26 protein-coding genes are annotated in these 22,710 nt (G+C 63.4%); 9 read left to right on the top strand and 17 right to left on the bottom strand.

Features of this window, described 5'->3' with window-relative positions:
- Positions 1–44: 44 nt before the first annotated feature.
- Together PWG15_RS08990 and PWG15_RS08985 are read right to left on the bottom strand one after the other, a co-directional pair.
- Entirely contained in the window at positions 45–1,892 is a 1,848-nt protein-coding gene (locus tag PWG15_RS08990) for a TRAP transporter large permease (protein ID WP_275024064.1), read from the bottom strand.
- Positions 1,889–2,464 (bottom strand): TRAP transporter small permease subunit, encoded by a 576-nt coding sequence (locus PWG15_RS08985; RefSeq protein ID WP_275024062.1) that lies wholly within the window; start codon positions 2,462–2,464, stop codon positions 1,889–1,891. The genes PWG15_RS08990 and PWG15_RS08985 overlap by 4 nt, the downstream gene beginning before the upstream one ends.
- Positions 2,465–2,811: 347 nt before the next feature.
- Between PWG15_RS08985 and PWG15_RS08980 the strand changes: the two genes are divergently transcribed.
- Complete coding sequence (locus PWG15_RS08980) at positions 2,812–4,437, top strand: glycoside hydrolase family 43 protein (protein WP_275024061.1); 1,626 nt, start codon at positions 2,812–2,814, stop codon at positions 4,435–4,437.
- A 126-nt stretch (positions 4,438–4,563) separates the two neighbouring features.
- Positions 4,564–4,941, top strand: coding sequence for an RcnB family protein (locus tag PWG15_RS08975; RefSeq protein ID WP_275024060.1), 378 nt, complete (start codon positions 4,564–4,566; stop codon positions 4,939–4,941).
- A gap of 57 nt (positions 4,942–4,998) precedes the next feature.
- On the opposite strand, the gene PWG15_RS08970 is transcribed toward PWG15_RS08975, so the two are convergent.
- The 3 genes from PWG15_RS08970 to znuA form a co-directional block, all read right to left on the bottom strand.
- Complete coding sequence (locus PWG15_RS08970; RefSeq protein ID WP_275024058.1) at positions 4,999–5,190, bottom strand: hypothetical protein; 192 nt, start codon at positions 5,188–5,190, stop codon at positions 4,999–5,001.
- Positions 5,190–6,392: a zinc metallochaperone GTPase ZigA gene (gene zigA / locus PWG15_RS08965; RefSeq protein WP_275024057.1), complete on the bottom strand. Its 1,203-nt coding sequence runs from the start codon at positions 6,390–6,392 to the stop codon at positions 5,190–5,192. The genes PWG15_RS08970 and zigA overlap by 1 nt, the downstream gene beginning before the upstream one ends.
- Before the next feature lie 351 nt (positions 6,393–6,743).
- Positions 6,744–7,769, bottom strand: coding sequence for a zinc ABC transporter substrate-binding protein ZnuA (znuA, locus tag PWG15_RS08960; RefSeq protein ID WP_275024056.1), 1,026 nt, complete (start codon positions 7,767–7,769; stop codon positions 6,744–6,746).
- Between the two features lie 184 nt (positions 7,770–7,953).
- On the opposite strand from znuA, the gene PWG15_RS08955 reads away from it, so the two are divergent.
- The 3 genes from PWG15_RS08955 to PWG15_RS08945 are packed head-to-tail and all read left to right on the top strand — an operon-like array spanning position 7,954 to position 10,077.
- A complete protein-coding gene (locus PWG15_RS08955; protein ID WP_275024055.1) occupies positions 7,954–8,859 on the top strand; it encodes an ATP-binding cassette domain-containing protein in 906 nt (301 codons plus the stop codon).
- On the top strand, positions 8,852–9,682 hold the full coding sequence (gene znuB / locus PWG15_RS08950; RefSeq protein ID WP_275024054.1) for a zinc ABC transporter permease subunit ZnuB: 831 nt from the start codon (positions 8,852–8,854) through the stop codon (positions 9,680–9,682). The genes PWG15_RS08955 and znuB overlap by 8 nt, the downstream gene beginning before the upstream one ends.
- Entirely contained in the window at positions 9,682–10,077 is a 396-nt protein-coding gene (locus PWG15_RS08945) for a Fur family transcriptional regulator (RefSeq protein WP_275024053.1), read from the top strand. The genes znuB and PWG15_RS08945 overlap by 1 nt, the downstream gene beginning before the upstream one ends.
- Before the next feature lie 44 nt (positions 10,078–10,121).
- Here the strand turns inward: PWG15_RS08945 and PWG15_RS08940 are convergent, their stop codons facing one another.
- From PWG15_RS08940 to PWG15_RS08900, 9 genes are all read right to left on the bottom strand, one after another.
- A complete protein-coding gene (locus tag PWG15_RS08940; RefSeq protein ID WP_275024052.1) occupies positions 10,122–10,652 on the bottom strand; it encodes a gamma carbonic anhydrase family protein in 531 nt (176 codons plus the stop codon).
- Between the two features lie 77 nt (positions 10,653–10,729).
- On the bottom strand, positions 10,730–11,416 hold the full coding sequence (locus PWG15_RS08935; protein ID WP_275024051.1) for a fumarylacetoacetate hydrolase family protein: 687 nt from the start codon (positions 11,414–11,416) through the stop codon (positions 10,730–10,732).
- A 250-nt stretch (positions 11,417–11,666) separates the two neighbouring features.
- Positions 11,667–11,873: a hypothetical protein gene (locus PWG15_RS08930; RefSeq protein ID WP_275024050.1), complete on the bottom strand. Its 207-nt coding sequence runs from the start codon at positions 11,871–11,873 to the stop codon at positions 11,667–11,669.
- Between the two features lie 322 nt (positions 11,874–12,195).
- A complete protein-coding gene (locus PWG15_RS08925; protein WP_275024049.1) occupies positions 12,196–12,432 on the bottom strand; it encodes a DUF982 domain-containing protein in 237 nt (78 codons plus the stop codon).
- A gap of 197 nt (positions 12,433–12,629) precedes the next feature.
- The gene (locus PWG15_RS08920; RefSeq protein WP_275024047.1) at positions 12,630–12,866 is read right to left on the bottom strand and encodes a hypothetical protein; all 237 of its coding nucleotides are present in this window, start codon (positions 12,864–12,866) and stop codon (positions 12,630–12,632) included.
- Between the two features lie 116 nt (positions 12,867–12,982).
- Complete coding sequence (locus tag PWG15_RS08915) at positions 12,983–13,375, bottom strand: hypothetical protein (RefSeq protein ID WP_275024046.1); 393 nt, start codon at positions 13,373–13,375, stop codon at positions 12,983–12,985.
- Positions 13,376–13,563: 188 nt separating this feature from the next.
- The gene (locus PWG15_RS08910; protein ID WP_275024045.1) at positions 13,564–13,854 is read right to left on the bottom strand and encodes a hypothetical protein; all 291 of its coding nucleotides are present in this window, start codon (positions 13,852–13,854) and stop codon (positions 13,564–13,566) included.
- Between the two features lie 147 nt (positions 13,855–14,001).
- On the bottom strand, positions 14,002–14,124 hold the full coding sequence (locus PWG15_RS08905; RefSeq protein WP_275024043.1) for a hypothetical protein: 123 nt from the start codon (positions 14,122–14,124) through the stop codon (positions 14,002–14,004).
- A gap of 142 nt (positions 14,125–14,266) precedes the next feature.
- Positions 14,267–14,650 carry a hypothetical protein gene (locus PWG15_RS08900; RefSeq protein WP_275024042.1) on the bottom strand — a complete coding sequence of 128 codons (384 nt, stop codon included), beginning with the start codon at positions 14,648–14,650 and terminating at the stop codon, positions 14,267–14,269.
- Positions 14,651–14,943: 293 nt separating this feature from the next.
- Between PWG15_RS08900 and dusA the strand changes: the two genes are divergently transcribed.
- Positions 14,944–16,041 carry a tRNA dihydrouridine(20/20a) synthase DusA gene (gene dusA, locus PWG15_RS08895; protein WP_275024041.1) on the top strand — a complete coding sequence of 366 codons (1,098 nt, stop codon included), beginning with the start codon at positions 14,944–14,946 and terminating at the stop codon, positions 16,039–16,041.
- Positions 16,042–16,348: 307 nt separating this feature from the next.
- Here the strand turns inward: dusA and PWG15_RS08890 are convergent, their stop codons facing one another.
- Entirely contained in the window at positions 16,349–16,561 is a 213-nt protein-coding gene (locus PWG15_RS08890; protein ID WP_065774817.1) for a cold-shock protein, read from the bottom strand.
- A 909-nt stretch (positions 16,562–17,470) separates the two neighbouring features.
- Between PWG15_RS08890 and PWG15_RS08885 the strand changes: the two genes are divergently transcribed.
- Together PWG15_RS08885 and PWG15_RS08880 are read left to right on the top strand one after the other, a co-directional pair.
- The gene (locus tag PWG15_RS08885; protein WP_275024040.1) at positions 17,471–18,058 is read left to right on the top strand and encodes a J domain-containing protein; all 588 of its coding nucleotides are present in this window, start codon (positions 17,471–17,473) and stop codon (positions 18,056–18,058) included.
- A gap of 229 nt (positions 18,059–18,287) precedes the next feature.
- A complete protein-coding gene (locus PWG15_RS08880) occupies positions 18,288–19,019 on the top strand; it encodes an LssY C-terminal domain-containing protein (protein WP_275024039.1) in 732 nt (243 codons plus the stop codon).
- A 252-nt stretch (positions 19,020–19,271) separates the two neighbouring features.
- Here the strand turns inward: PWG15_RS08880 and PWG15_RS08875 are convergent, their stop codons facing one another.
- On the bottom strand, positions 19,272–20,156 hold the full coding sequence (locus PWG15_RS08875; protein WP_275024038.1) for an NAD(P)-dependent oxidoreductase: 885 nt from the start codon (positions 20,154–20,156) through the stop codon (positions 19,272–19,274).
- 163 nt (positions 20,157–20,319) lie between these two features.
- On the opposite strand from PWG15_RS08875, the gene PWG15_RS08870 reads away from it, so the two are divergent.
- Positions 20,320–20,673 (top strand): winged helix-turn-helix transcriptional regulator, encoded by a 354-nt coding sequence (locus PWG15_RS08870; RefSeq protein WP_275024037.1) that lies wholly within the window; start codon positions 20,320–20,322, stop codon positions 20,671–20,673.
- A gap of 669 nt (positions 20,674–21,342) precedes the next feature.
- On the opposite strand, the gene tyrS is transcribed toward PWG15_RS08870, so the two are convergent.
- Entirely contained in the window at positions 21,343–22,605 is a 1,263-nt protein-coding gene (tyrS, locus tag PWG15_RS08865) for a tyrosine--tRNA ligase (protein ID WP_275024036.1), read from the bottom strand.
- Positions 22,606–22,710: the final 105 nt, after the last annotated feature.

Here is a 22,710-nt window from a genome sequence, read left to right as displayed (position 1 = left end):
GGCGGCCTATGAGCCGCCCTTTGTTTGTCCGTTTGCCGGTCGCCTTACTTGAACGAAGGCGGCTGGCTAAGGTCGTTCGAAGGTGCCGTCTGCGGCTGGGCGCCCGTGCCGCCGAACGAAGGCGGCTGGCTGAGGTCGTTTGACGGTGTCGTTTGCGGCTGGGCGCCGCCACCTTGATCGGCTGGCTTCTGGTCGAGCGGGCTGCCGCCGGGAAGCTGGAGACCGCCGGGAAGCCCGAGGCCGCCGCCATTGTCCGGAAGCGTCAGGCCACCACCGGGGGCGAAGCCCGGCACTTCGATCTTGATCGTGTTCGGATCGACGGCAGTGCCCGTTCCCTTGTAGTGCATGACCATCTGCGGGAACATGATCGTCAGCGCCACCATAAGGATCTGGATCCCGACAAAGGGCACGGCACCCCAGTAGATTTGGGCGGTGGTGACCGGCTGGATGTTCTTGCCGGTGATCTTGTCGAGATAGGGCACCTTGGCCGCGACCGAGCGCAGATAGAAGAGCGCGAAGCCGAAGGGCGGGTGCATGAAGCTCGTCTGCATGTTGATGCCGAGCAGTACGCCGAACCAGATGAGGTCGATGCCGAGCTTGTCGGCAGCGGGTGCCAAGAGCGGCACGATGATGAAGGCGAGCTCGAAGAAATCCAGGAAGAAGGCCAGGAAGAAGACGAGCATGTTGACGGCAATGAGGAAGCCGGTTTCACCGCCCGGCATCGCCGTCAGCAGATGTTCGACCCAGATGTGGCCGTTGACGCCGTAGAAGGTGAGCGAGAAGACGCGTGCGCCGATGAGGATGAACAGCACGAAAGCCGAAAGCCGGGTCGTTGCTGTCAAGGCGCCGCGCACCACGTCCATGTTGAGACGGCCCTTGGCGGCCGCCATGATCAGCGCGCCGACAGCACCCATGGCGCCGCCTTCGGTCGGCGTTGCAATGCCGAGGAAGATGGTGCCGAGCACCAGGAAGATCAGCGCCAGGGGCGGGATCAGCACGATGATGACCTGCTGGGCAAGCCGCGACATCGCATTGATCTTGAAGCCCTTGTCGATCAGCGCGACGATGTAGATGAAGGCGACGCCAACAGTGCCGCCGAGGATATCGGCGTTTTCGCCCTGGGTCGGGTAGAGATAGACATGGGCGGCATAGGCGATGCCGGCCGCGACCGCGAGCGCGATAGCGAGCGAGGTGACACCGGAGCCGAGTGTGCGCGCTTCGAGCGGCAGGGCCGGCATGGAGTCGCGCCGGACGAAGGTCATCAGCAGGATGTAGGCCATGTAGAGGCCGGTCAGCACCAGGCCCGGGATCAGGGCGCCGGCATACATGTCGCCGACCGAGCGGCCGAGCTGGTCGGCAAGAACGATGAGCACGAGCGACGGCGGGATGATCTGGGCGAGGGTACCCGAAGCGGCGATCACGCCCGAGGCGACCTTACGGTCGTAGCCGTAGCGCAGCATGATCGGCAGCGAGATCAGGCCCATGGCGATGACCGAGGCGGCAACGACGCCGGTTGTGGCTGCAAGCAGCGCGCCGACGAAGATGACCGCATAGGCAAGACCGCCGCGGATCGGGCCGAAGAGCTGGCCGATCGTGTCGAGCAGGTCTTCGGCCATGCCCGATTTCTCGAGCACGATTCCCATGAAGGTAAAGAAGGGGATGGCAAGCAATGTGTCGTTCGACATCACCCCCCAGAACCGGTCCGGCAGCGCATTGAGCAGTGGCCAGGAGAGGTTGATCGAATCCGACAGAGGCGCGAGTTCGACGCCGATGATGAAGAACAGCAGGCCGTTTGCGGCGAGCGAGAAGGCGACCGGGTATCCCAAGAGCAGGAACACGATCAGCGACGCGAACATGATCGGCGCCAGGTTTTCAGCAATGAATTCGATCATGGACGGGTCTCCGGAGACACGACATCGTCAAGCGGCGCATGGGTCGGCACATAGGGTGTCGGGTCTTCCATGTTTCCGGTCATGATCGCGATCTTCTTGATGATCTCCGACACGCCCTGGAAGGCGAGCAACAGGAAGCCGAAGAGCAGGATGGCTTTGGCCGGCCAGATGATCAGGCCGCCGGCGGACGATGAGACTTCGCCCGAGACGTAGGACATCTTCACATAGGGGAAGAGGTAGTAGAGCACGAGCAGAACGAAGGGCATCAGAAAGAAGAGATGCCCCAGGAGGTCGATCCAATGCTGCACGCGGCGCGAGAACTGGCCGTAGACCACATCGATGCGGATGTGTTCGTTCTGGCTCAGCGTATAGGCCGCGGCAAACATGAAGGCGGCGCCGAACAGGTACCATTGCGCCTCGAGCCAGGCGTTCGACGACATGTTGAAGATTTTGCGTATGATGGCATTACCGGCGCTGACGAGCACAGCGGCCAGGATCAGCCATGAAACGCTCTTTCCGATGAATTCCGTAATCGTGTCTATGAGTCGGCTGAAGCCGAGCAAAGCTCTCATCGATTTCCTCCCCGCGATGGCTTTTTATGGTTGTTGTGCCAAGCACAGCCAGAGTGCCGATTTCAAGCGCGCGTTCAAGTCCGAGATGCGATTTTCCCGTGTAGTTCGGCCACCTCCGACTAAAGTAGAATGTGCCGTTCCGGCGCTCTGCTCATTGTTTGTGCAAACCCGTTCCCCTTCACCGGCCCGAGTACGGGCGGACCGTTCCCGGACATGCAGCAGCCGTGCGAATCGGTGTGGAAAGACGGCCACAGAGGTCGGTGCGAGCACTTTACTGCAACGTTGCAGTCTTGAATTTGTATGATTTTTGAGATCGGATGACGCCGTACAGGGAGGATGCCAAACCGATGACCACCATGATCCGCAACCCAATTCTGCCAGGGTTCAATCCGGACCCTTCGATCTGCCGCGTCGGCGACGATTACTACATCGCGACCTCCACCTTCGAATGGTATCCGGGCGTGCAGATCCACCACTCGCGCGATCTGGTGAACTGGCGGCTGGTGCGGCGGCCGCTGGAGCGGAGAAGCCAGCTTGACATGCGCGGCAATCCCGATAGCTGCGGCGTCTGGGCGCCGTGCCTGTCCTATGACGACGGGCTGTTCTGGCTGGTCTATACCGACGTCAAGCGCTTCGACGGCAACTTCAAGGACGCGCACAATTACATCGTGACGGCCGAAGCGATCGAGGCGACCTGGTCGGACCCGGTCTACGTCAATTCCTCGGGCTTCGATCCCTCGCTCTTCCATGACGACGATGGCCGCAAATGGTTCCTCAACATGCAGTGGAACCACCGCACCGAGAGTTTTGGCGGCTCGCCCAAGCATCCGGCCTTCGACGGCATTCTGCTGCAGGAATGGGACGAGCGCACACGCAGGCTCGTCGGTCCGGTGAAGAACATCTTTGCCGGCTCGCCGCTCGGGCTCGTCGAGGGTCCGCATCTCTTCAAGAAAAACGGTTGGTACTATCTGACCACCGCCGAAGGGGGCACCGGCTACGACCATGCCGTCACCATGGCGCGCTCGCGCAGCATCGACGGCCCCTACGAGATGCATCCGGATACCTACCTCATCACCTCGAAGGATCATCCGGAGGCGCCCTTGCAGCGGGCCGGGCACGGCCAGTACATCGAGACGCCCGACGGCCAGGCCTATCACACGCATCTGACCGGCCGACCGCTGCCGCCGCAGCGTCGCTGCACGCTCGGCCGCGAGACGGCGCTGCAGAAATGCGTCTGGCGTGACGATGGGTGGCTCTACCTTGAAAATGGCGGGCCGGTGCCGGAGGTGCGTGTGCCGGCTCCGGGAACGGTGGATCAGGTGGCGGCGCCGACGGTCGTCGAAACCGATTTCGATGAAGGCACGCTTCCGGTCGAATTTCAGTGGCTGCGCACGCCTGAGCCTGCGCGGATCTTTTCGCTCGAGAGGCGTCCGGGTCATCTGCGGCTGTTCGGACGGGAAAGCATCGGCAGTTGGTTCGAACAGGCACTTGTCGCGCGGCGGCAGGAGCATCATTCCTTCCGCGCGGAGACATCAATCGATTTCGTCGCCGAAACCTATCAACAGGTCGCGGGCCTGACGCACTACTACAACCGCCACAAGTTCCACGCGCTCGGCCTGACCTGGCACGAGACGCTCGGGCGGGCGCTGACCATCCTCTCATGCCCCGGCGATTTCCCGCACGGGCGGCTGGAGTTTCCCCTCGGCAGCGGCATCGCCATTCCAGATGGTCCGATCGATCTTGCCATGGAGATCCGCGACAACGACTTGCAGTTCTTCTGGCGGCCAACGGAAGCGCAGGACTGGTCGCCAATTGGCCCGGTTCTCGATGCCGGCGTGGTCTCGGACGAGGGCGGTCGCGGCGAGCATGGCTCGTTCACCGGTGCCTTTGCGGGCATGTTTGCCTTCGATACCTCGGGTGCCGGCAAGCCAGCCGATTTCGATCACTTCCGTTACGTCAGTCTCGCGGGGTAGAGACAGAAAACATTAGAATATGTGAATAACTATCGGATATCATTACGTATTTGTAATGTAGAGTTTCATATTCGGTTCAGGAAGCGGGGCCTATTTTCTGGGTGTAGACAACGAAAGGACACCCGAATGAAACGTCTCCTGATCGCGCTCGTCGCCAGCTCCGTTCTGATTACGCCGGTCGCAGCACTTGCCCAGCCGGCAGGATCCTTCGAGGTGGCGCAGAATTATGACCGCTCCCGCCGCCCCGTCGATCGCCAGATGGATCGCCACGTCGACAAGCACGTCACGATCGAAAAGCGCGTGATCGTCAAGAAAAAGGAAAGATGGGCGCGCGGCCATCGCCTGACGCCGGCCGAGCGGCGACACATGGCCCAGGTGCGCGACTATCGCTATTACAAGCTGCGTCCGCCACCGCGCGGCCAGCAGTGGGTCCGGGTCGACAACGACTTCCTGCTGATCAGCCTCGCCACCGGCGTGATCGTCGGGCTGGCGACGGCGCACTGATCCGCGTGACGGATCGCTGGGCGAAGGGGGGCGTTCTCACACCGCCCCTTCGCCTTTTCAATGGTCGGCAATGACGCCGGCTTGTTCGCCAAACAGCAACCGCTCGACCTCGCCCGGTACCTCCGGCGCTTCCTCTTCCCAAGGCGTGTCGCCAAGAAACGGATCGAACATCGGCACGGGCCGACCGGCGGCATTGAGCGCCATGCAGATGAAGCGCGGTCGGCGCGGGGCGCGCGCGGCTTCGGCCATCAGGCAGCCCGCGGCGACCAGTTGGCGAAGGGGTCGGCCAAATCGCGCCAGCGTTCCGGACGGAAGGTGTCGTCAGCAATGAGGCAGGCGTCGAGTTCGGCGCGAAGCGCTGCTTCATCCATCGGATCGGCGCCGATGAAGACGATCTCCTGGCGCCGGTCGCCCCAGACCGGATCGATGTAGCGGTCGACCGCGGCCAGAAAGCCGGGCTCGCGCGGCCATTGCTCCTGTGGCACAGCCGACCACCAGAAGCCCATCTTGCCGGTGCGCACGAGCGGGCCTGCCTGGCTGATCTCGCCGACATAATGCGGGCGGGTCGCAAGCCAGAAGAACCCCTTGGCCCGAAGCACGCCCGGCCAGGATTGGTTGAGGAAGGCCTGGAAACGCATGGGATCGAAGGGCCGGCGGGCGCGGTAGACGAAGGAGCGGATGCCGTATTCCTCCGTCTCCGGAATGTGGTCCTTGAAGCCGTGCAGTTCCTTGTACCAGAGCGGATGCTGCTCCGCCTTGACGAGATCGAAGCGGCCGGTTCCGAGCACGTCCCGAAGTGCCACCTTGCCGAAGTCGGTTTCAATCAGTTGCGCATCGGGATTGAGACCGACGATGATCTTGCGGGCGGCATCCACCTGCTCGGGCGTGGCAGTGCCGATCTTGTTGAGGACGACGACGTCGGCAAACTCTATCTGCTCGACCAAAAGGTCGACCAGCGTGCGCGTGTCGCCTTCTCCCGCCGTCTCGCCGCGGTCGGCAAGGAAGTCGAGCGAGGAGTAGTCCGCGATCAGGTTCACCGCATCGACGACGGTGACCATCGTGTCGAGGCGGGCGACATCGGCAAGGCTCTCACCGTCCTCATCGCGAAAATCGAAGGTGGTGGCGACGGGCAGGGGTTCGGAAATGCCGCTCGATTCGATCAGCAGATAGTCGAAGCGGTTCTGTTCGGCGAGATTGCGGACCTCCTTCAACAGATCGTCGCGCAGCGTGCAACAGATGCAGCCATTGGTCATTTCCACCAGTTGCTCTTCCGTGCGCGAGAGACCGCCGCCGCCATCGCGCACCAGGGCCGCGTCGATGTTGACCTCGCTCATGTCGTTGACGATCACGGCGACGCGCAGGCCATCACGATTGGAAAGCACGTGGTTGAGCAGGGTGGTCTTGCCGGCGCCGAGAAAGCCGGAGAGCACGGTAACGGGAAGCTTTTCCATCGATTGGTCCTATAATGTTATACCGTTACAATTAAAGCGAGTAAAAAAGGCGAGCGCGATCGCCCGCCTGGTGGGAAAGTGGGAGTTTGGTGTTCAATCTTCCGGCCGGACCCCGGTTGGCCAAGCAGCCGGATCGTTGTCACAACCATTCTGTCGTCTGTGGCTGACCTCTCCTCCCGTCATCCTCGGGCTTGACCCGAGATCCCAGAAATCAGGTGCCAAACCATGGCCGGTTTGCGCTATCGCCCGTTGGCTGGTTGCTCGGGTCAAGCCAGAGCATGACGGACAGGGGCATGCGCTCCCCACATTCGCGTGAAATGGCGCCTGCCCGAAACGTCTTGGGAGGACGGATCAGCTTGCCGAGGAAAGGCAGGTCTTGAGCGACGTACTGATGCCTTCCATCAGCTGGAAATAGAGGTCCGGGCCGGCATCGAGCGTGCCGGCTTCCGGGTCGAGCGTGCCGGATTTCGCTGGCGTTCCCTCGATCACCACGTTGATCAGCTTCGGCTCGAACTGCGGCTCGGCAAAGACGCAGGTGGCGCCCAGCTCCTTGATCTTGGCGTGGATCTCGGACAGTCGTTCCGCACCCGGCAGCACCTCGGGGCTGACGGTGATCGAGCCGGCGACGCGGACATTGTAGCGGTGCTCGAAGTACTGGTAGGCATCGTGGAAGACGACGAAGGGCTTGTCCTTCACCGGCGCCACGGTCTCCTTCAGCTTGGCATCAAGGTCGTCCAGCCGCTTGTTGAGCGCCTCGAGATTGGCCTTGTAGGCACCGGCATTGTCCGGGTCGGCCTCAACAAGCGTCTTTTCGATCTCGGCGGCCATCGCCTTGGCATTCAAGGGGTCGAGCCACATATGCAGGTCGGTATCGCCGTGGCCGTGGTCGTGGTGATCATGGCCATGATCGTGCCCGGGGGCCGCTTCCGGCGCTGCGGCGTGGTCGTGCTCGGCTTCGCCCTCTTCGTGCTTGTGCCCTTCTTCGCCGTCGCCCTCGTCGCCGTCATCATGCGCCTCAAACGCACCGCCTTCGCGGAACTTCAGCTTCTCGATGCCCGGTGCTTCACTAAGCTCAACCACCTTGGCGCCACCGGAGAGCGCATCGAGCGGCTTGTCGAGGAAGGCTTCGAGGCCGGGACCGACCCAGAAGACCACGTTTGCCGCCTGCAGGGCCGAAGCGTTGGAGGGCTTCATGTTGTAAGTGTGCGGAGATGCGGCACCCTCGACGATCAGCGACGGTTCGCCAACGCCCTGCATGATCGAGGCGACGAGCGAGTGGATCGGCTTGATCGAAACCACCACATTGGGACTGGCCGCGAGGGCAGGCGAGGCGAGCAACACGGTGGAGGCAAGAAGCAGGGCGGAAGTCGATTTCATCGGGTTCTCCGGGCTTGTTTGGCGCACGTGGCCGTGTGGGCCAGGCACGCTTTCGGGCATGCAACGCAACAATCCAACGGGCCGTTGCCGGTCTTGAAGTTGATGTGTTATGTTATTACATCAATTGCGTTATGCTATAACGTGTGCGATAGCCAGTGGCAACCATCCAATCCGGATTTTTTTCATGCTGAATTTCCGTTCCCCAGACACGCTGCCGCTGGTCAATCTCAGCAATGCCGGCGTGCGCCGCAACGGTCGCTGGCTCGTGCGTGGCGTCGAATTCTCGATCAGCCCGGGCGAGATCGTCACGTTGATCGGCCCGAACGGCTCGGGCAAATCGACGACGGCGAAGACCGCGATCGGCGTGCTTAAACCCGACGAAGGCTATGTCGAGCGCAAGCCGGGCCTGAAGGTCGGCTATGTGCCGCAGAAGCTTGCAGTTGACTGGACGTTGCCCTTGACGGTCGAGCGGCTGATGACGCTGACGGGCCCGCTCAAGGGCAGAGAGATCGAAGAGGCGCTGTCGGCGACCGGTGTGCTGCATCTTGCCAAAGCCGAAGTCCAGCATCTTTCGGGCGGCGAGTTCCAGCGGGCGCTGCTAGCGCGTGCCATTGCCCGCAAGCCTGACTTGCTGGTGCTCGACGAGCCGGTGCAGGGGGTCGATTTCAGTGGCGAGATCGCGCTCTACGAACTGATCAAGCAGATCCGCAACCGCACCGGCTGCGGCATCCTGCTGATCTCGCACGACCTGCACATCGTCATGGCCGAGACCGACACGGTCGTTTGTCTCAACGGCCATGTCTGCTGCCGCGGCACGCCGCAGGCCGTCAGCCAGAGCCCGGAATATCAGAAGCTCTTCGGCAGGCGCGCGGCCAATACGCTTGCCGTCTACAGCCACCACCACGACCACACCCATCTGCCTGACGGCCGGGTGCTGCATGCCGACGGCTCGATCACCGAGCATTGCTACCCCGGCGATGGCCACCATCATGACGACGAAGAAAACGTGCACGACCACGGCGAGGATTGCGGCTGCGGCCACCACACGCGCCTGCATGGCTATGACGTGAAGGAGAAGCGCGATGCTTGACGATTTCTTCGTGCGCGCGCTGATCGCCGGCATCGGCATTGCCGTCATGGCCGGACCGCTCGGCTGCTTCGTCATCTGGCGGCGCATGGCCTATTTCGGCGACACCATGGCGCATTCGGCGCTGCTCGGTGTGGCACTGTCGCTGCTGCTCGAACTCAACCTGATGCTCAGCGTCTTCATCGTTGCTGCCGTCGTCTCGGTGCTGCTGCTCTTCCTGCAGCGGCGCGGCGCGCTGTCGACCGACGCACTGCTCGGTATCCTCTCGCATTCGGCGCTGTCCTTCGGCCTCGTCATCGTTGCCTTCATGACCTGGGTGCGTATCGACCTCGTCGGCTTCCTCTTCGGCGACATCCTCGCGGTCTCCGAATCCGACATCGACATCATCTGGGGTGGCGGCATTCTCGTCATCTTCGCCATCGTCTATCTCTGGCGGCCACTGCTGGCCTCTACCGTCAATCCGGAACTGGCGGAGGCCGAGGGGCTGCAGCCCGAGCGCACGCGGCTCTTCTTCATGCTTTTGATGGCGCTGGTGATTGCGATCGCCATGAAGATCGTCGGCATCCTGCTCATCACGTCGCTGCTCATCATCCCGGCGGCAACGGCGCGGCGATTCTCAACTTCGCCTGAAGTGATGGCTGTTCTCGCGTCCGTGATCGGCGCGCTTGCGGTTACCGGCGGACTTTTCGGCTCGCTGCACTGGGATACGCCGTCGGGACCGTCTATCGTCGTTGCGGCCGTTGGGCTTTTCGTTCTGAGTCTGCTACCGATCGGCCGCCGTCCAATCGAGACTGCGCATCATTCCACGCCTGGAGGGCACCACTGATGGCTACGCCGCAACTGACCAAGAACCAGACGTTGGTGATGGATGCGCTCAGCCACTCCGAAGGGCCGATGAGCGCCTACACCATTCTCGACAGGCTGCGCGATCATGGCTTTCGCGCGCCGCTGCAGGTCTACCGGGCGCTCGACAAGCTGCTCGAATATGGCCTGGTGCACCGGCTGGAGAGCCTTAACGCCTTCGTTGCCTGTAGCTGCCCGCATGATCATGAGCACGACCATGGTGTCACCGCCTTCACCATCTGCGAAGGCTGCGGCCAGGTAACGGAGTTTCATGACGAGGCGATCGAGCAGCGGCTTTCGACGCTGACACGGGCGCAGAATTTCAAGACAGAGAAGACCACGATCGAGATCCGCGGGCACTGCCAGAGCTGCGCGTAACGGCGGTTCCGCCAAATCCGGCGAAACTGCTGTCCCGCCTTGGTTCAGTCCAGCCGGGTCAGGTCGGAGGCGTAGCGCCGCCAGTTCTTGACATAATGCGCTGCCGAGCGCTTCAAGCCCTCCACAGCCGCCTCGTCCAGCGTGCGGATCGCCTTGGCCGGCGCGCCGACGATCAGCGAATTGTCCGGAAACTCCTTGCCTTCGGTGACCAGCGCATTGGCGCCGACCAGACAATTGCGGCCGATCTTCGCGCCATTTAGCACGGTCGCGCCCATACCGATCAGCGAATTTTCGCCGATCGTGCAGCCGTGGATGATGGCGCCGTGTCCGATGGTGCAGCCTTCGCCGATCGTCACCGGGAAACCGGGATCGACATGGATGACGACGTTTTCCTGGATATTGGTGCGGGCGCCGAGCCGGATCGGCTCGTTGTCGCCGCGCAGCGTCACGCCAAACCAGATACCGACCTCGTCGCCGATCTCCACCTGACCGATGATGTTCGCGTCAGGCGCCACCCAGTAGCTGCCGTTTGTCGGCGTCTGTGGGCGAAGCGGTCCAAGGGCATAAAGTGGCATCGGCAGTTATCCTTCGTGTCGTCTGAAATGATGCAATGCCAGGAAGAGCGCGTCACGCCGTTCCTGGCACGATTTTCCTAAAGGACGCTAACGGCAAGGGCTGCGACGCCGTCGACGCCGCAGGTTACCTCGTCGCCGCGCACCACGGCGCCAACGCCCGATGGCGTGCCGGTCATGATGACGTCGCCGGGGGCGAGCGTGAAGAGCCTGGAAAGCTCAGCGATGATCTCCGGCACCTTCCAGATCATCTGGTCGAGATCGCCTTGCTGGCGCATTTCGCCATTCACCTTCAGCCAGATGTTGCCATTGACCGGATGGCCGATTGCTTCGGCCGGCGCGATTGCCGAAACCGGAGCGGAATGTTCGAAGGCCTTCGCCGCCGCCCAGGGCTTTCCGGCCTTCTTGGCCTCGGCCTGCAGGTCGCGGCGGGTGAAGTCGATGCCGACGGCATAGCCGTAGACGCAATCCAGCGCATCCTCGACGGCGATATTGCTGCCGCCACGCCTCAGCGCCACCACGAGCTCGACCTCGTGATGAACGTCGGAAGTCAGCGGCGGGTATGGGAATGCGCTACCGGCTGCAAGCAGGTTGTCCGGATTCTTCTGGAAGAAGAACGGCGGCTCGCGATCCGGGTCGTGACCCATCTCGATGGCGTGGGCGGCATAGTTGCGGCCGACGCAATAGACCCGGCGAACCGGAAAACCGACCAGACTGCCGGAGATCGGCAGCAGCACGGGAAGCGGAGGAGGGATGATGGTTTCCATGATCGTCCGGTCTTGGGCGTCCATCGGTCTCAAGGGACCGAAAGAGCGCTGCGCATTTGATGGGCGCTCGCCGTCGACCGAGTTCGGCTTCGAGCGAGGTTGGGAAGAATCCGGACGTTACTGCATAAAACCGCGAATCGGAATCGATCCGTGGAAAAATATGACGAGGGATTGAGGAGGGGGCGGCTGAAGCGCGCCCGGACGGGCGCGCGGGGTCACGACACCCGAAAGGGTGTCGTGAGCGACGAACTCAGGCGCAGTGTGCGTAGGCCTGAAGCTGATCTCGCGTCAGGAACCGGCCGTCAGAGCGCGAATTGAGCTCCGGATGGCTGTATTCGAGACTGGGAACCTGGGGAAGCTCAAGGGCCTGGCGCACGGTCATGATGCCGACGTCACGGCGGCCACCTTCACGCTTCACGGTGACTTCAACGATGCGATAGAGATTGCTCTCGCTCATAAGTTCTCTCCCGTATATCGTTTTTATTTGAATTCCCTTGCGGGGACTAAAGCGCTCCGAAATTGGTTTTTGTGAGGCACCTCATGATATAGGCGAAAGAAGTGAAGGCTTCACGACAGAAATCGGGCCGTTTCTGGAAAAATCATGCGCTATTAGGTGATATTGCGTCGAATTGATGCAATCTTCGGGCAAATGCCCAGTATCTGAGCCATCGATCGACGAGCGTCGGAATCTGCTGCTTCAACTAAAACATTGTCTCGCGCCCGCCATCGGCGAGCGTTCGCTGCTTCGCGCAGCGGAATCGGTCCGGCGCAGTTGCGCCTCAGTGAGTGCCCAGTTCGGCCTCCTCGGCGGCCGAGATGAACAGCGTTCGCGCTTCCTCGGCCGTGCGGCGACCGTCGATGGCGGCGCGGCAGGCACTGCGGGCGGCAACGTAGAACGGCCCGCGGCGGGGCCAATGGTCGGCAAGGCAGGCGAGCGCGTCTGAGGGGCCTTTAACGGTGCGGCAATTACCGCCAACAAAGTCGAGCTCGATCGGCTGTTTCCAGACTAGTTGCATGCGTCTCCTCCTCGAGATCATCTCAATGAATGTCGGCACTGCGGCTGTCGGCCCCTTGGCTCCTCTCAAGTGGTATCGACAGTCGAGCTTGCTAATGTAGCGCAGGAGCACGGAATTGTAAGCAGCTTTTCCGTGTTCGATGGACACGCTGCAAGCGCTGGCGGTGGGCGGCCATAGCCGACATGGATGGCACGATGCTAAAGGGAGACGTCGTGGCGCAGTCGCTCGGCAAAGGCGCGGCCGGCAAGAAGCAAGCGCATCTCGTTGGTATTGCCGGCGAGGTAATCGTCGATCAGCATCCGGGCATGGCGCCGCGCCCGCTCGCCGTCGCGGGCCCAGCCCTGTTCCAGGCAAAGCTCGTCAAAGACACGCTGCAGCCGCTCCATATCACCCTTCGAGAGGGCAAGGCATTGTGTCGCTCGCAAAGGGGCCACCTGTTCCTCCCGCAGCACCCATTTCCCCGCCCGGCACTATGGCAGAACGCACGCGAATTGGACCCCTTGGGAATGAGGGGTTCCAATCGCCCAGCGGTTGATCGGAGATCGGCGTATCAGGCCGCGGGCACGACGCGATCCACCTTGGTGCGGCGACCGCCTTCCTCGATCCGGTAGTAGTCGGAGCCGATCTGCGCATACTGGTCGCAGCGACGCCCGCCATCTTCGAAGGTGATGCAGACCTCGTCGCCGGTGATCGTGTAGCTGCCACCGTCGCGCACTTCGTAGTCGCGATAGCCATAGCGGCCGTCGGCATAAAAGGTGGAGTTGACGCCGTTGAGGTTGTAGCGCAGCGTCTTGCCGACCAGGAAGGCCTGGAGCGCGTCGCCCGAAAGTGTCGGCACGGAGGGGGCGACAGGCCTCGGCCTTGCGACTTCAGGCGCCTCCAGTTCCATCGACTGGCATCCGGCCAATAGAAGCGTGAGCAGTGCCGCGATCGCGCGTTTCATGCCGTCCGTCCTTTTTCTTGCCTACTGTATCGATACAGCGCCGCTGCCTTGCGCTGCAAATCCTTAGTTCGAATTCGACCAGAGGGCAAAACCAGCAGTGTTGGATAGTGACCTTGAGAGTCTCGATAGACGCGCGGCGCTGTAATCGCCTTCGGTCGCTTCTGTCAAGTCCGGGACGCGGTGATGCGTCACGCGTCGTGGCGCGTAGGCGGGCCTGCGTAGTAGAGAAAGAGATCGGCGGACGAGCGCGCACCGGCCATCGCCGCCTCGCCGAAGGAGCCTGCGTCGCCCACGTTCTGCCAGGCGGCCTTGAGGTCGGCGAGGCAATTCGCGATGGAATCGACAATCGCCTGCTTGTCTTCGGCCTGCATGACGAGAGCCGCGACCGTCGCATTCAGGATCGAGAGTTGTCCGAGCTGGGCCGCGTCGCCATGGAGGCGAAGCTCTTCTGCACTCATTTCGTCGGGGGATTTCGACATCGCGTGATTCCTCGCTTGCTGGTTGCGGCGAGAGGCGATCACTTCCCGACGGAGAAGGCAAGCTGGCCGGAGTCGGCAAGCGGTTCGGTCCGGTCCTGCAAATACAAACAGGCGGCTTTCGCCGCCTGCTTCATCCAAAGGTGTATTTCAGAAGATGCTGCCGGCAACCGCCGCGGCAACCGTAGCGGCCAGCGCTGCCACCAGGAATGCTGCACCTATGACGGTCGCTATTGTCCGTCGGCGCCGCGCGCCGCTCCAATCGTAGCTCATGTCTTCGCTCCGACGACGATCATGTCAAAGCGGAACAATCGGCGATTCTGATTAACAAAACGGAAACCATTGTGACGGTGAAGGATCGAAGGCGAAGCGCTGTTGGAGAAGGCGCCATGCCGCCGCCTGGCTGGCGAGCCCGTCAGCCCCGCATCGAGCGGAGCTCCGGGAAGTCGTACCAGCGCAATCTCTTGTCGCTGCAGCGGGCATCGTACGAGCTGGCGTCGACGATCTTCCCATCGCGCAAGGCATAGCCGCCGACCTGCAGTACCTCCTGGATGCGGGTTTCCCTGAAGCGAACACAAAAGGCATAGATCTTGGCTTCGGGATTGAGCAGGACCACACTCGAAATTTCGGCCGTCTTGAACTGGGCGCCCTTGGCATCGATTGCCCGCATCGCCGCGACATATTCCTTGCGCACCGCCGGCGACGGCGGCTTTTGCGATGCAAGAACGGATTCCGGCGCCGGCGGCTGGCAGCCGGAGAGCGCAAGAGCGGCCAGTCCGAGAGCAAGGTATTTCAGCATTCGTTGTTCCCCATGTGTCGTTGCCGCGCAGGTTGTATCCGGCGCGTCGCGAGGTTGCAATATCGATCGGAGAGGAGGCCGTCACGCGGTTGTCATCGGACGGCAGGGCCGCGCAAATCGGGGACTGGTCCGTGCCGTTCGACGCGGTCTCGCATTCTTCTGCATTGCGCTGTATAAGGCGCCGTCCCCTGTGGGGGCTTTGGCGCCGGGCGGGCGCCAGGGCTGCAAATCTGCCGTGCGTGCTACATTGTAGTGCCGGCGCGCAAAACCAGAATAACGAGAGCTGATCGAGCATGGCAGAAGGCCGCGCACAGCCCGGAAATCCGGGCAACCGTCACTATTTCAACGCACCGGTTTTCGCCGTGGCGCCGATGATCGACTGGACGGACAGGCACTACCGGTTCTTCGCGCGGCGGCTGTCGAAACATGCGCTGCTCTATACGGAGATGATCGTCGCCGAGGCGATCCTGCGGGGTGATCGGCAGCGGCTGCTGGGTTTTGATGCTTCGGAGCATCCGGTCGCGCTGCAGCTTGGCGGTAACGATCCCCGCAAGATGGCGGAGGCGGCTGCCATTGCCGAGGGCTTCGGCTACGACGAGATCAACATGAATGTCGGCTGCCCGTCGGACCGGGTGCAGTCCGGCACCTTCGGCGCCTGCCTGATGCAGGAGCCGGAAACGGTGGCTGCGTGCGTTGCGGCGATGAAGGTGGCAGTCAAGATCCCGGTCACGGTCAAGTGCCGCATCGGCGTCGACGATCAGGACCCGGAGGTGGCGCTGAGGACGCTGGTGTCGCAGGTGGTGGACGCCGGTACGGATGCCGTTTGGGTGCACGCGCGCAAGGCCTGGCTGCAAGGCCTGAGCCCGAGGGAGAACCGCGAAATCCCGCCGCTCGACTATGGCCTCGTGCATCGGCTGAAACAGGAAAATCCGAACCTTTTCATCGGCATCAATGGCGGCCTTCAGACATTGAGTCAGGCGCTTGAGCAGTTGCAGCACCTGGACGGCGTCATGCTCGGCCGCGCGGCCTATCACGATAGCGCGATGCTGACGGCGGCCGATGGTTACTTCCCGCATCCGCTGACGGCGGCGGCGCCGTTGGCGCAGGAAGCCGGCGCATTCTCCGAGCGCGGCCACCGTCTCGATCTCGATTTCTGGGCGGACGTCCGTGATGCGATGGCGGACTACGCCGCCGCGCATATCGCCAATGGCGGTCGCCTGATCCACGTGACGCGGCACATGGTCGGCCTGTTTCAGGGCTGGTCGGGCGCGCGGCGCTATCGCCAGATCCTGTCGTCCGATGCGACCCGCCAGGGCGCGGGGCCGGACGTGATCCACGCGGCCTTCGATGCGGTGTTCGAGGCGACGGCGGCGAAGCAGGCGGCTGAATAGAGGGCCGTCGCGCAAGGGGGCGACGGTGTAGGCCCATTCTGAGAAAGCGTTGCTACCGGGCGGGGCCACCTCGCTGACATTTCCGCCCGGCAGCGTCGCGTCTGGCGCGGGGGAGGCTTTTTGTCAATCGTAGAAGCGAAAGCGCGGCAAAGGGAAGGGCATTTCTCGCCATACCGACGCACGGCGGCTGGATGCCTGCGATAAGCGCAGGCATGAGGGTGACAGAGGGCGTCCGATCTCCCCAAACGAAAACGGCGCCCCTTGCGGAGCGCCGTTTCCAAATGAATGTCCGACTGGACAATCCGGCTTAGGCAGCCTGGATGTTGACGGCCTTCGGGCCCTTGCCCATGCGATCCGGCTCGGTGTCGAAGGTGACCTGCTGGCCATCCTTGAGCGTTGCGAGGCCAGCGGCCTGAACGGCGGAGATGTGTACGAACACGTCCTTCGCGCCGCCATCCGGCGTGATGAAGCCGAAGCCCTTGTCCTGGTTGAAGAATTTTACGGTGCCCTTGGTGGCCATGGAAGAAGTCCTTTTCCTTCAGTCAATTTGCGTTGCCCGCGCCCCCGAGGGGATGTGGGCATCTCGTCTTCCGCTTGCAAGCGGAAAGGCGTCGAGTGGTCACGATATCGGGGAAAAGACGTCTACGGTGCCGATGCCGGCGGTCCCGGCACGAGGCCGGGCGCAGTGGAAAGTCCAGTCTCCGGGATAGAAATCGCCCGAACGGCGCAAGAAGTGACAGGATTTGCAGAAAAAGGCAAGCGCCTTGTGTGCCGCCTCAAGGCACGGAGCGTCAGGCTTTGCAAGGCTTTGGCCGCCGGATCTGGTTGCTCCATTCACCCCTCAGGCAGAAAAATCGGGGACGGTCCGTTTCTCGACACAATTTCGTCCCGACCACGACCGAACTTGCGCGCCGCCGAAGGGGCCGGTCGCCGATCTCAGCGGATGCTGTCGTTGCGCCTGGCCGCGTGCGCGAGGTGTGCCGATCTCCGGGATGGGCTTGCGCATTCCCGGGATACGCCGGCGCATCCCCGGGGATAAGGCTTGCGCATCCCCGGGGATAAGGCTTGCGCATCCCCGGGGATAAGGCTTGCGCATCACCAGGATAGCGCGCAGGCTTTACCGAAGGTTGGTTCCGTCTTGGCTGGCGATGGCGTAGCTAGGGGCCGATGCGGCGCTGTTTCGGGTGTCGAAGACGACTGCCCGGATCGGACGAAGTGCAGCTGTTCTGAACGATCGTCGCCTGCACAGGGCGATCGATCGTCGTAAGGTGGGTGAAGTTCGGTTTGAGCCGGACGATTGCTTGCTCCGCCCAGACGACGAGGTTGCCTTGGCCGGACGAGTTGCCGGGAAGACCGGGCGAGGTTTCGCCCGGAGAATGCGCCGGCCGGGTAAACCGGACGGCGGGAGTGACATACGGAGAGGGACAGCGTGATCGACCCTTACGAATTGCTTGGACTGGAACGCGACGCCGACAATCAGGCGATCCGCAACGCCTATCGCAAGGCGGCGAAATCGGCGCATCCGGATTCCGGCGGCGATCCCGAACAGTTTGCGCGCCTGCAGGTGGCCTATGAGCTCCTGAAGGATCCCGTGCGCCGCAAGGTCTATGACGACACCGGCTACGACCCGCAGCTTGCCGACGCGCGCGACCTGAAAGGGCTGATGATGCTGGAATCGCTGGTCAACGACTTCATCCTCGACGAGCGCGAGCCCGGAACCTTCGATCCCGTGGCTGCCATGCGGCGCAAGCTCTCCGACGATATCGTCAAGAGCCGCTTCCACATTCTCGAGCTCGAGCGGCACCGCGCCCGCGTGCGCAAGCACCTGGACCGCCTCGGCCGCCGGCCGGAAACCGATGTGCTCGGCTCCATGCTGCGCGCCCGCTCGCGGTCAATCGCCGAGGCGATCAAGAATGCCGACGAGCAGATCAAGACGATCGAGCAGGCCTATGAGATGCTGGAAGGTTACAGCTATGAACTGGAGGCGCTGGAGGTGAACGCGCACGCGGCGGAGTAGGGCCCGCCTCGATCGCTTTCCCGTTTGTTGGCGCGCCGCGACGAGGGCATGGCCACGCCCTGATCCGCGGCGATCTGCCCCCTGATCACCGGCTTCCTGCTTGCCGACCCGTGGTCGCGGGCATCCGGCTGCGCGCCGCCGCTGTGCAGCGGCGTCTGTCGGTGGCATAGTCTCCGTCTGTCCCGGGTGGCCGGGACCTCCGTCTCGGTCTGGAGCGAAGGAGAGTGGCATGAGCGGTCGCTCACACATGCGCGTTGCTTTTCTCCTTCTGGCGATCGTGCTCGCCGCCTATCTCGCGGTCAGTTACTTCCTGGTCCCGGAGCTATGGCTGTTCCACGATGACCGCCGGAAGGTTCCGCTCAATCCGATGGTGACATCCACGGAACAGGGCATACCCGGTGATCCGATCAATGTCGGGCTGGTCGGCTCCAAGGAGCAGATCATCCGTGCCTTCAACGCAGCCGGCTGGGATGCCGCGGACAAGGTCACGCTGCGATCGTCCGTCGACATCGGCCTCAGCGTCGTCCTCGACCGCCCGGACCTCGATGCGCCCGTCAGCCCGCTGTTCTATGAAGGGCGCAAGCAGGATCTGGCCTTCGAGAAGCCTGTGGGTAGCAGCGCCGACCAGCGCAACCATGTGCGCTTCTGGCAGACCGCGACGCCGGTGGAGGGCGGCGGCACGCTCTGGCTGGGTTCGGCGAGTTTTGACCGCGGCGTGGGCCTGAGTCACGACACCGGCCAGATCACCCACCACATCGGCCCCGATCTCGATGCCGAACGCGATCTGGTGATCGGCGACCTCGACAAGGCGGGGCAGGTGGCGCAGACCTATGAGATCCCCGGCATCGGTGCCACCAAGACCGGCCGCAACGGCGGCGGCGACCCCTATTTCACCGACGGCAAGACTTTGGTCGGCGTGCTGAAGCCGGCAGCAGACGGCAGCGGTGCAGCTTCCAAGTGACGCGACGCCTCGTCTCCACTCATCTCTGTGTTCGTCATCCAGCAGCCGTGCGTCAGCACGGCAGGAACGTGGTCCATCGGCCGCCGGCTTCCTCAAGCAGTCTTCTCCTGCTGCCGCCGCGACGCGAGTGGATTCCAGCAACAAGCAGGGATGAGGAGCGGTGGGATGCAACGGCAATCTCGTGCCGCGACAAGCATGTCATCCGCCTGCAGACGGCGCGGCCACTGATCGCCGCGCCGTTTCGCTTTCGCTCTAGGCCGGCCGCTTCATGAACAGTGACATCGACGCAAAGTCGTCGTGCAGGTGGCCGGCGTCGATCGCACGGCGGAAGATCGCCTCGTAGCCGTCGGTGATCGTCCGGTCGATGCCGCGGGCTTCCATCAGTTCGACCAGATGGCGGAAGGCGCCGTAATGCGGCGAGACGGAGGAAAGCGTTTCGCTGTCGGCGGCATAGCGCTTGTCGGCGCTGCGCCTGATGAGGTCCGAGACCAGACCATCGATGACCGGTGCCGTTGCCGTCCATTGTTTGGCGACCACGCCGAGATCGATCGCCTCGGCGCGTGCAACGGCAATCGCCTGCAAGGTGCCGAACAACGCCCCCCACATCAGCGCCAGCACGGCGCTGTCGAGTGCATTGGCAAGCCCCGGATCCTCGCCGATGAACTGGACATTGCCGCCAAGCGCAGCGAGCACCGCGCGGCCTTCCTCGAAAACACCTGATGGACCGGAGACGAGCAGCGTGCCCGCTTCGGTGCCGATGAAGTCCGGGGTCGCCAGGATCGCGCCGTCGAGATAGCGGGCGCCCTGTCGTTGCGCCCAGCCGTGCGCTTCGCGGGCGCCATCGGGCGTGCCTGACGTGAGTTCGATGATCAGCTTGCCCGCGAGGGCACCGGCGACCTCCTTGTCGCGCAGAAGGCCTTGCGTCGCCTGATAGTCGCTGACATTGACGATGGTGATCTGCGATGCGGCAACGGCATTGCGCACGCTTGCCGCCACCTCGGCCCCGGCGGCGGCGAGCGGCGCCGCCCTTGCGGGCGTGCGGTTCCACACGGTCGTCGGGTGTCCGGCCTTGATGAGCGCATGCGCCAGTGCCGCGCCCATGCGCCCCATTCCCAAAACGCTGATTGCAGGTTGCATTCCCAGTCTCCATATCCATGGCGCGGGATGGCGGTTGCGCCGACATCCCGCCCTGGTTTCCAAAGCGACGCGGGTGTCGTCGCGGCTGAGACGTAAGGTGGACGGCCCGGGTCGCAATACGCACCGGATGGTAAGTGGTTACCGCGACGTAAGGGAGGATGGCGTGACGACGGCAACGGAAAACTGCGGATTTGCAACGGCGCTGAAGGCGATCGAGGGCAAGTGGAAGGTCGATATTCTCTGCGAGCTCGGCAAGGCCGCCCGCCGCTTCGGCCGGCTGCGCCAGGCGATCCCTTCAATCAGCGAGAAGATGCTGGCGCAGCAGCTGCGCGAACTGGAGGCCGACGGCCTCGTTGCCCGCACCACCTATCAGGAAACGCCGCCGAAGGTGGTCTATTCGCTGACCGAGCGGGGTGCTGCGCTGAACGTCGCGGCGGAGGCGCTGTGTCAGTGGGGCGAGGAGTTTGGCGATGACGCCAGGGTGCGACAGAAGGCGAGGGCTGTTGCTGCGGGCTGAGCGACGACGCGACGACCGGGTGAAACAATGGCGCGCCGGCAAACGCGCGCACCTTTGACCGAGCCCTCATGGCCACTAATGACCGCGCTTATGACCGCGCGCTTGTGTCCACGCCCCAAGCCTCTCCCTCCGCAGCGCCGACCTCGGTGGCCGCGACCCTCTCAACCCTCATCTCTGTGCTTGTCACAGAGATCCAGCAGCCGCGCGTCGGCGCGGCGAACGATGCTTGGCTCGCAAGCCGGACGCTCGGCGGCGTTCTCCTTGCGACGCGGAAGCGGCGCGGCTGGATTCCTGGGTTGGTCCCGGCACGCTTTCGGCGAGCGTAGTGACGCTGCGAGCCGGTGCCGACGTACGGCCAGGGGCGAGGGCCATTGCCACCGGCTGATCGTCGGTCCGGTGACACCTCCGTCGGGCAGGTGGCAGCTGCTTCGCGCCGCCGGATGGGCTTGAGGTCACGCCCTGCGGCCATGATCTCAGCGTCCGCCCCCCTCTCCACCGTCATCTCTGCGCTTGTCACAGAGATCCAGCCGCCGCGCGTCGGCGCGGCGGGAGATGTCGATCCACGGCGCGCCCGAAAATATGTCGGGCATCCCCTCGCGCCGCGGACGCGACGCGGCTGGATCCCTGTGACAGGCACAGCGGTGGGATCGGGGTCGTCGCCCCGGAGCGCTATTTCACCGCGGCATGGCGCTTGCGGCCGAGCGAAAGACGTATCGGACCCGAGGCGACACGCACAATCGTCTCGGCATCCTCCACGACTTCGCCATCGAGGCGAACGCCACGCCCAGCGATCGCTCGCCGCGCCTCGCTCTTCGACGACGCCATTGCGGCGCGGACGAGCAGGTCGGTGAGCGCTACGCCCTCGGCGCGTTCCTCTTCGTTGAGCTCAACCGTCGGCAGTCCCTCGGCCGCTTCGCCTGCACCAAAAGCCTGCCGGGCGGTTTCCTGCGCTTGCCGGGCTGCATCCGCCCCATGCACCAGTGTGGTCGCCTCATTGGCAAGCCGCTCCTTCACCGCGTTCAGCGCCGCACCCTCCGCGCGGCCGAGCCGTTCGATCTCGTCGAGCGGCAACTCGGTGAAGAGTTTGAGGAAGCGCACGACATCGGCATCCTCGGCGTTGCGCCAGAACTGCCAGTAGTCGTAGGGCGACAGGCGATCGGCGTTGACCCAGACGGCGCCGGCCGCCGTCTTGCCCATCTTGACGCCCGAGGCGGTGGTCAGAAGCGGCGTCGTCATGCCGAAGACCTCCGCGCCCTCGATCCGCCGAAGCAGGTCGACGCCGCCGACGATGTTGCCCCACTGGTCGCCGCCGCCGAGCTGCAGCCGGCAGCCGATGCGGCGGAACAATTCGAGGAAATCGACCGCCTGCAGGATCATGTAGTTGAATTCGAGGAAGCTCAGGTTCTCCTGCTGCTCCAGCCGCGACTTCACGCTGTCGAAGGAGAGCATGCGGTTGACGGAGAAATGTTTGCCGACGTCGCGGAGCATGTCGATCCAGGCCATCCGGTCCAGCCAGTCGGCATTGTTGACCATGACCGCATCGGTCGGGCCGTCGCCAAAGGTCAGCAGCCGCTCGAACACTTTGCGGATGCCGGCGACATTGGCAGCGATTTCCTCCTCCGACAGCATCGGTCGTGCCGCCGAGCGAAAACTGGGATCACCGATGCGGGTGGTGCCGCCGCCGATCAGCACGACCGGCTTGTGGCCAGCCCGCTGCATCCGCCTGAGCGCCATGATCGGCATGAGATGCCCGACATGCAGACTGTCCGCCGTCGCGTCGAAACCGGCATAGACAGGCACGCTCCCGGCCGCAAAGGCACCGTCAATGCCCTGAAGATCGGTCACTTGGTTGACGTAACCGCGCTCGACCAGCGTCCGGGCGATCGCCGAGCGCGGCTCAAAGGCATCTATGGGATTGTCTGGATGGGTCATCGGTACTCTCCATGGCATTGCCGCCAGGGAGCACCGAACAAAACAAAGCCGCCTGACGGCGGCTTGTTTCAAGACATGATCGAAACGCGCCGCTCCCTATGGAGA

The organism is Ensifer adhaerens (assembly GCF_028993555.1).
In the GTDB taxonomy this organism is placed as follows: domain Bacteria; phylum Pseudomonadota; class Alphaproteobacteria; order Rhizobiales; family Rhizobiaceae; genus Ensifer; species Ensifer adhaerens_I.
This window is presented reverse-complemented; position numbering and strand designations above follow the sequence as displayed.